Source organism: Aestuariivirga sp., from assembly GCF_046093005.1.
Taxonomy (GTDB): Bacteria; Pseudomonadota; Alphaproteobacteria; order Rhizobiales; family Aestuariivirgaceae; genus Aestuariivirga.
Window position 1 is genome coordinate 1 of the sequence record NZ_JBJTER010000074.1, and the last position, 7,275, is coordinate 7,275.

Sequence of the window (7,275 nt, forward strand, 5' to 3'; positions counted from 1 at the left end):
CGCGCCGGGATTGCGGTAGAGGCCGCGCCAGTCGATCGCCTTCGCGCCGAAGTCGAGGCGGCACTTGATCTCGACGCCGTCGACGTCGAAGCCGTTGCGCGTCTCGATGTAGGCGCCTTGCTGGCCTTCGAGATAGGCGTATTCGATGGTGTCGATCTGGGCGGGGTTCGCCGCCAGATACCAGGCCGTGAGGCTCGCGGCGTCGAGACGAGGCTCGGAGATCGGCGTCAGGGTGCGGATCGAGGACGGGACCACGTTGCCGGTCTGGGCAGGCACGAGGTTCTGCGCCACGAGCTGCTCGGCGGCGAGTTCGAGCGAGGCCGGCACGATCAGATAGGCGGGTCGGACGTTGAGGATGGTCTTCTTGTCGAGTCCGGTCTGCCGGGCCATGGCCGCGCGCGCCGCGCCGATCGCGGTGACGCTGAGCGCGGTGGCCGGGTTCGCCAGATTGCCGTGGTTCTGGTGGAACAGCGCGATGGAGTCGCTCATTGCGGCGTTGGCGAGGATGATGCCCCAGACCACGTCGCTCTCCAGCGTGGCGATCGCCGTGCCGTACATCGCCGGAATGCGGGTGAAGGCGTCGAGATCGTCATTGATGAGGACCTGCCGGGTGACCGCGACGACGCGCCCGTAGGTCTCGACACGGTAGCTCTCGCGTCCTTCGGCCAGCGTGCCGCGCTTGAACTCGCCGCCCTCGTTCACCTTCACCAGCTGCGGCGCTTCGCCGAGCTGGACACGGTGCATCGCCTTGAAGTCGGTCGCGAGCACCTGACGGCAGAAGGGCACGTAGGTGCGCGGATAGGCGTCGTAGGCCTGCCGGAGCGTCTTGCCCGTCACGGCGGCGAGGACCTCGGGGAAGTCCGAGGTGGAATGGAGCGCGCGGGTGGCGATCTCGTCGCGCGACATGCCGCGGACATTGACGCCCGAGCTTGAGAGGAACTCGCGGGCGTGCTCCACGAGCGTCATGCCGCGATACTCCCGCGCCGGTTCGCTCAAGGGGAAGAGCGTCGGCGAGTAGCGGTGCAGCAGGGCGTTCGACACGGCGTCACGACGCGTGACGCGCTCATCGCGGCCGCCGAGCGGGATGCTGACCTGAGGCGAAACCCGCGTCTTCTCGGCATCGGTCGCGACCTTGTCGAGGATCTCGCTGCGCGCAGTGTCGAGCGCGACACCGCGCTTGACGAGATCGTCGGCGAAGCTGCGCTCGAGGTGCAGGCGGCCGGCAAGATCGTAGATGGTTCCGACCCGCTCGCGTTCGGAATCGCGCGCGCGGGCGGCGATCGTCTCCGCATCGATCATGGGCGTGGTCGGCACGCGATCCTGCGGTTCGGGCGCGGCCTGGCGCGTCTGAGTATCGGTGTTGTCGGTCACAGCGTCGTCCATGGCTGCTTTCTCCTTGGATGGAGCGTCGGCGCGGTGGACGACGCAGGGGTGAAGGGGCAAAGAACTTTCGGAGGATTTCTCGGCGCGGAAGCCCGCTGCCGGATCAGCACCAATGGGCACTGCGGAAATCTCGAAGGGCGTCCAATCGACCGCGCGCCACAACTCGGGCGCGCCCGCCTGCTTGGTCACCTCGAAGCGATGGACCTGGTAACCGATCGAGACCGCGCGGATGTGCCCGGCCTCGACGTCCTTCCAGAGCGGTTCGACTTCTGTCCGGTCGGAAAAGCGGACACGGGCGATGCCGCGCCCGTTTTCAATGCGGGCGCTGCCGGGCACGACCGAGCCGATGATGCTGTCGAGCGCGGAGGCATCGTGCACCTTCAGGAGCGGCGCGCCCGCATTCAGGCGATCGAGACGGACGGCGCGGGGATCCATCGCCAGTTCCTCGTCGAACGGATCGCCGAAGAACGGATTGCGACGCACCCGCGCGCCGGTCGACCAGACCACGTCGATGGTGCGCTCGGCCGCATCGATTGACGCAGGCAGCAGGTCCGCCGCCCGCGTCAGCGGTGGCAGGTCGATGTTTCGGGTCATTGGGAAAAGCTCAGGTGTCGGGATTGTCGGGTTGGCCGGTCGTGTCAGCCTGCATCACGCCGGTCTTCGTCACGCGGCGCGGATCGCTGTCGAAGATGAGCCCGAGGGCGTCGATCTTGGCGTTCATGGCGGCGATCTCCGCTAGAACCGCATCGGGGTTGTGGCCCTGACGGGCGATGGCCTGTGCCAGCGACATGGTGCCCGAGCGCAACGCCAGGAGATCGGCCATCGCGTCCTTCAGCGGGTCCACGGCTTCGAAACGCGGCGGAGACCATTCGACTGCAATGTCCGGGCGCGGCAACTTGCCCGCTGCCCATGCGGCCTGGCAGAACCAGACCCACATGGGCTGGCAGAGAACCGGGATGACGATCTGCCATTGAACGGCGTCGATCAGGCGGCGAAACTCCACGAGCCCCGCCCGGATCGATGAATAATTGACCTGGCTGAGGTCACCGGTCAGCAACTCGTAAGGCATGCGGAATCCCGCCGCCACGATGTGAAGCTGCGCGCGCAGCCATTCGCCCACGCCCGCTGTCGTCGCAGGCTGATTGAAGCGGATGTCCTTGCCGCCGCGCGCATAGGCGATCAGCCCGGGCTCGAACTGTTCGACGCGGTTGCCATCGGCGTCGACCACCGACGGGGCGATGCCCTGATCGGCTTCGTCGGCGCCAAGCACGATGCCGACGACACAGGCTTCCGTCTTCTTCCGGACCAGTTCGGCCTGCGTCCAGTCGTCGAGATCGCGCAGAGCCCGCATCACCGGCGTGCCCCATGGGACACCGCGCACCTGCGTGCGCTGCTTCTCGTAAAGATGCAGGACCTCGCTCGCCGGGATGGCGAGACTTTCGAGACGCCGCCGCATGGTGACGACGGCGTCGCCAGGGTGCCGGGCATGGAGCCAGTAGGCGCGGCGTCGGCCAAGGGGATCGAATTCGATGCCCTGAAGCAACCGCCCGCCATCGGCGAGATCGCCATTGCGGGTGTTGTCCAGGAGATCGGCTTCAATGACCTGGACCTGGAGTGGCACGGCCAGACCATCGCCGAGGCGTCGCGGGCGGCGGCGGATCAGCACCTCGCCCGCTTCGATCATTTCCCGGACGGCGAGAGTCTGCAGCCCGAAGATGTCGAGCTGTCCGTCGGCGTCGCAGGCGGCGGTCCACTCGGTCCAGAGCCGGTCCACCGTCTCGTCGAGCCTGGCGTCACCCGTCGCAGCGCGCGGAATGATGCCGCTGCCGACGATGTTGTTGACCAGCACCGAGACAGCCTTCGCCGCATGCGGATTGTTGCGGGTGAGATCGCGCATGCGGTCTCGCAACAATCCACTGGCGGCGGCGATCTCGGCATCAGCCGAGGTTCCCGCCGCCTTCCAGCCGTCGGTGCGCCGTCCCTTGGCCGCGCCGTCATAGCCCCGGGCATGGCCAGAGGTCTTGGCGCTGAGCGCCTCGAAGCTGCGTCGCGCGAGCGCGCGCCGCACACCTGCCTCGGGCGCGGCCCACGCCACCATCCGGTCGAGGAAGGTGATCTGGCTCACCGGTCGCCTCGTCCGAATCCGGCATAGCCCGCGATTGGGCGTGATGCGCCGGAGGATGCCGTGATCTCGGTCTCGATGGTGCGGATCCGCTTCAGCAGGTCATCCGCCGAGCCATATTCAACGGTCTTGCCGTCATAACTGACTCGGAGCGTCCCGCTGGCATAGGCGCGCTTCAGCGCATCGAGTTCGTCGGTCGTCCAAGCCATGATGGCTCCTCGCTTGCTCTCGGAGCGTTCGTCGCTCGAAAAGCTCCACCGGAGCTTTTCGTTCGCTCAGGCGAAGCGCTCCTCACCCTCAGAACCACTTCCCGCGCGGGCCGAGCCAGTCGCTCTGCCGCTTCGTGGATGGTGGGGTTGGGCGGGCAAGACGCCCGGCTTCGATGTTCGAATGCGTGTCGTCGGAGTCCTCAGGCGGGACGCCGACCTGATCTTCGAGATCGCGCCATTTGTCCTCGGACCAGCGGTCGGCTCCGGCGATCCAGACGGCGGCGCGGGCGTAGACCCGGCAGTCCAGCGCCTCGTTTCGTTCGCGCACCTTCTGCCATTCGAGCTTCTGGAACCCGCGCTTGGTGGTAACGGTCACAAGATGCTCGGCGACGAGCTGCTTCACCCATTCGGCGTCGACGCCGTGGGGCAAGTGCACAAGTCCGGCCGGGCCCAGCGCTCCGTCCGCGTTCGACCGGCTTTCGCCGCGCCACTGGCGCGACGGTCCGGTCTCACCCTCGTCGGTCGGCTTCGACAACCGCAGGAAGCGATATGTCTCGGCCTTGAAGGTCGAAACCGCGATCGTCCAGAGCCGTGCGCCGCGGCGGATCTTCCGGCCGCCTTCCGTCGCATCCACGAAGGACGGCCCGGTGACCGGCGCCGCGCGATTGAAGCCTTCGACGCCCTTGATGGGAACGACCTGCGCAAAGCCCTGCCGGCGCGCCCATGCATAGACGGCTGGCGCTTCGAAGCCTGTGTCGATCGCCAGTTTCGACAGGCTCAGGCGAACGCCATGGGCGTGCGGCCAGGTCTGGCCGAGCAGATCCGACAAAGCGGCCCAAGCCTCGGCGCTGTCCGGGCCGCCGGGAATGACGATGTGGTCCACGAGCCAGCTCGCGAGCCCGCGACCCCAGGCCCAGATCGAGACTTCGATGCGATCCTTCTGGATGTCAGCGCCCGCCGTGAGAAACAGGCCGCCGCTCGGCACCGTGCCGATGCGCCATGGCTCGCGCCGCTCGTAGAGAAGCTGCCAGTCCGGCGCTTCGCCGGTCTCGATCCAGGTCTCGCCGAGGACGCCGTTCTTGAAGCTGCGCTTGGCCTCGTCGCTCGTCTGCGCGTCTTCCCACATCCGGGCGATGTCAGCCCATGAGAGCCAGCCCACCGGCGAAGAGAGCCCGGAGAGGTGGTATCCGATGGTTCCCGAATGCGCATCGTCGCGCGTCGGTCGCCACTCGCCGGACATCATCAGGGTCGTCTTGTGATGTTCCTCGATCCGGCCCTCACAGGCTTCGCAAGAGTAATGCGCCGTGTGCGGCTGACCCTTCTCCCAGCGCAGACGCTCGAATCGCAGCCACTGGCGGTGATCGCAGTGCGGGCAAGCCACGAAGTAGCGCCGCTGGTCGCTGGCCTCGAACTCGCGCTCGATCCGCGACACGCCATGGATCGTCGGCGTCGACGTCAGAAAAACCTTCGACCGCCACGAGAACGTGCGCGTGCGGGCCTCGGCCAATGCGACCGGATCGCCTTCTTCGTCAGCGGATGGCGGATAGGCGTCGACCTCGTCGAGAAACAGGAAGCGCGCCGGCATGGATCGCAGCCCGACCGCGCTGTTCGCGCCAGTGATGACCAGAAGCCCCGCCGGGAATTCCTTCGACAGAACCGTGTTGCCGGCGTCGCGCGAGCGCTGCGGTTTGACGCGCTCGCGCAGCACCGGGCTTTCCGCAATCAGCGGATCGATGCGCTGGCGCGAGAAGCGCTTGGCGAGTTCCACCGTCGGCTGGACCGCGAGCATGGGTCCTGGCGCATGGTGGATGACATAACCGATCCAGTTGTTGCCGGCCTCGGTCGCGCCGACCTGCGCCGCCTTCATGAAGACGATGCGCCGCGCGGCATTGCCCGGCGACAGCGCATCCATGATGGCGCGCATGTAGGGCGTGCGATCGGTGCGATACCGCCCGGGCTCGGCCGAAGCGCGGGGGCTCAGGAACCGGTGCCGATCCGCCCATTCCGAGACGTTGAGCGCCGGATCGGGGGTCAGCCCATCGCGCCAGGCCTGGACGAGCGCATCGACGCCTTCGAAGACGAACAGCTCATCGGAAGTCTGTGGCGACCTCGGCGAGATCGGCGAGGTGCGCTCGGACATGGGTCTCCAGAACCTTCTGCATCGCGTGCGCTTCGAGGCCGAGCTCCGCCGCCATCAGTGCCGCGATCCGTGCGGGCCAGTTCGCCCACGCATCGCGCTCCTCGCGCGCCAGTCGAAAGACGAGGGCCGTCGCCCGCGCGCGGTCGATGACCTCGCCCTTCATGCGCTGCAGACGCAGACGCCGTTCCTGAGCCTTCAGCACCTCGTTGGCGGTCTTGGCCTGGAGGAACGTGGTTCCGCCGCCAGCCGGAGACGCCGCGATCCCGCTTTCGCGCAGCGTGTCGCCGACGGCGGACAAGGCCGCATCGGAAACGGGCTTCAGCTTTGCCTCGGCTCCATCCCGACGCTGCTTCGAGGGGTCGGTCATCGACGCGCGGCGCGCATCGCTGGCCCGCGCATCGATCGAACCATCGGCATGCAGGACGAGCCGTCCCGAGGTCTTAGCCTTCTGGATCGCGCCCCGCGACAGACCGACATGGGACGCGTACTGGCGCTCGCTCATGCCCTGCATGTCCGCTCCGAAAACATAATGTTTTGATGCACTTATTGCCTTGATAGGCGTGCCGGACAGCGCCTGTATGGGGTCACGAACCAAGGAGATCCCGGATGACCCGCGCACCCCGAAACGCCCAGGCCCTCGACGCCTTCATCGCCCGCAAGGTCGAGATCGACGCCATGCTGGCGCGGCTTGCCGTCCTGAGCGACGAGCATTTCGACGTTCATCCGGATGAGGTGCATTGGGGCCACGTTGGAACGCTCGCCCACTACGCCGAACTCCTGAAGCGCATCACCGACAGCGCCTTCCGCGAGGGCGAACACGCCGAATGATCCGGACGGCCTCCGCGCCAGCCCCGCGAGTGCGGGGCTTGGCCTCGTAGAAGCGCCGCGATGGTCGCGCAGCTCTCGAACCGGAGGTTCAAGATGACCCAGCTTTCCGACACCCAAGCCATCATCCTGAGCGCTGCCGCACAGCGACCCGAACGCATCGCCCTGCCGCTGCCGGACAGCCTGCGGGGTGGCGCTGCCGCAAAGGTCGTCAGCACGATGATCGCGAAGGGCCTGCTGCAGGAGGTCGAAGTCAACGCACGACGGTGCGAACCGGTCTGGCGCGAAACCGGAGACGGCCATGGCACGACGCTGGTCGCAACCGACGTTGGCCTTGCCGCCATCGGCATCGAACCGGATGAAGCCGAAACCGCGCCCGCGAGCGGGACAGAAGCGCCGCCGGAGGATCGCGCGCCGGATGGCGACGCCGAAGCCGCAAATTCGACGCGCACGCCGCGCGCCGGGACCAAGCAGGCCGCGCTGATCGCCATGCTGCGTGCGCCAGATGGCGCGACCATCGAGGAGATCACCACCGCCACCGGCTGGCAGGCCCACACGGTGCGCGGCGCAATCGCCGGAGCGCTGAAGAAGAAGCT

At 67.4% G+C, this 7,275-nt stretch carries 7 protein-coding genes; 2 read left to right on the top strand and 5 right to left on the bottom strand.

Annotated features, from left to right (window positions below; all coding sequences use genetic code 11):
* The 5 genes from ACKOED_RS05980 to ACKOED_RS06000 all read right to left on the bottom strand — a co-directional run.
* Positions 1-1,977: prohead protease/major capsid protein fusion protein (locus tag ACKOED_RS05980; protein WP_408915668.1), on the bottom strand; the 1,977-nt coding region annotated here is incomplete at its 3' end.
* Positions 1,978-1,987: 10 nt separating this feature from the next.
* A complete protein-coding gene (locus ACKOED_RS05985) occupies positions 1,988-3,508 on the bottom strand; it encodes a phage portal protein (protein ID WP_408915669.1) in 1,521 nt (506 codons plus the stop codon).
* Positions 3,505-3,714: a phage head-tail joining protein gene (locus tag ACKOED_RS05990; protein WP_150288500.1), complete on the bottom strand. Its 210-nt coding sequence runs from the start codon at positions 3,712-3,714 to the stop codon at positions 3,505-3,507. The genes ACKOED_RS05985 and ACKOED_RS05990 overlap by 4 nt, the downstream gene beginning before the upstream one ends.
* Before the next feature lie 88 nt (positions 3,715-3,802).
* Positions 3,803-5,854 (bottom strand): phage terminase large subunit family protein, encoded by a 2,052-nt coding sequence (locus ACKOED_RS05995; protein ID WP_408915670.1) that lies wholly within the window; start codon positions 5,852-5,854, stop codon positions 3,803-3,805.
* Positions 5,802-6,356, bottom strand: a complete 555-nt coding sequence (locus ACKOED_RS06000) for a hypothetical protein (protein WP_408915671.1) — start codon at positions 6,354-6,356, stop codon at positions 5,802-5,804. The genes ACKOED_RS05995 and ACKOED_RS06000 overlap by 53 nt, the downstream gene beginning before the upstream one ends.
* A gap of 104 nt (positions 6,357-6,460) precedes the next feature.
* Between ACKOED_RS06000 and ACKOED_RS06005 the strand changes: the two genes are divergently transcribed.
* Positions 6,461-6,682: a hypothetical protein gene (locus ACKOED_RS06005; RefSeq protein WP_408915672.1), complete on the top strand. Its 222-nt coding sequence runs from the start codon at positions 6,461-6,463 to the stop codon at positions 6,680-6,682.
* A 93-nt stretch (positions 6,683-6,775) separates the two neighbouring features.
* On the top strand, positions 6,776-7,275 hold a 500-nt coding region (locus ACKOED_RS06010; protein WP_408915673.1), incomplete at its 3' end, for a DUF3489 domain-containing protein.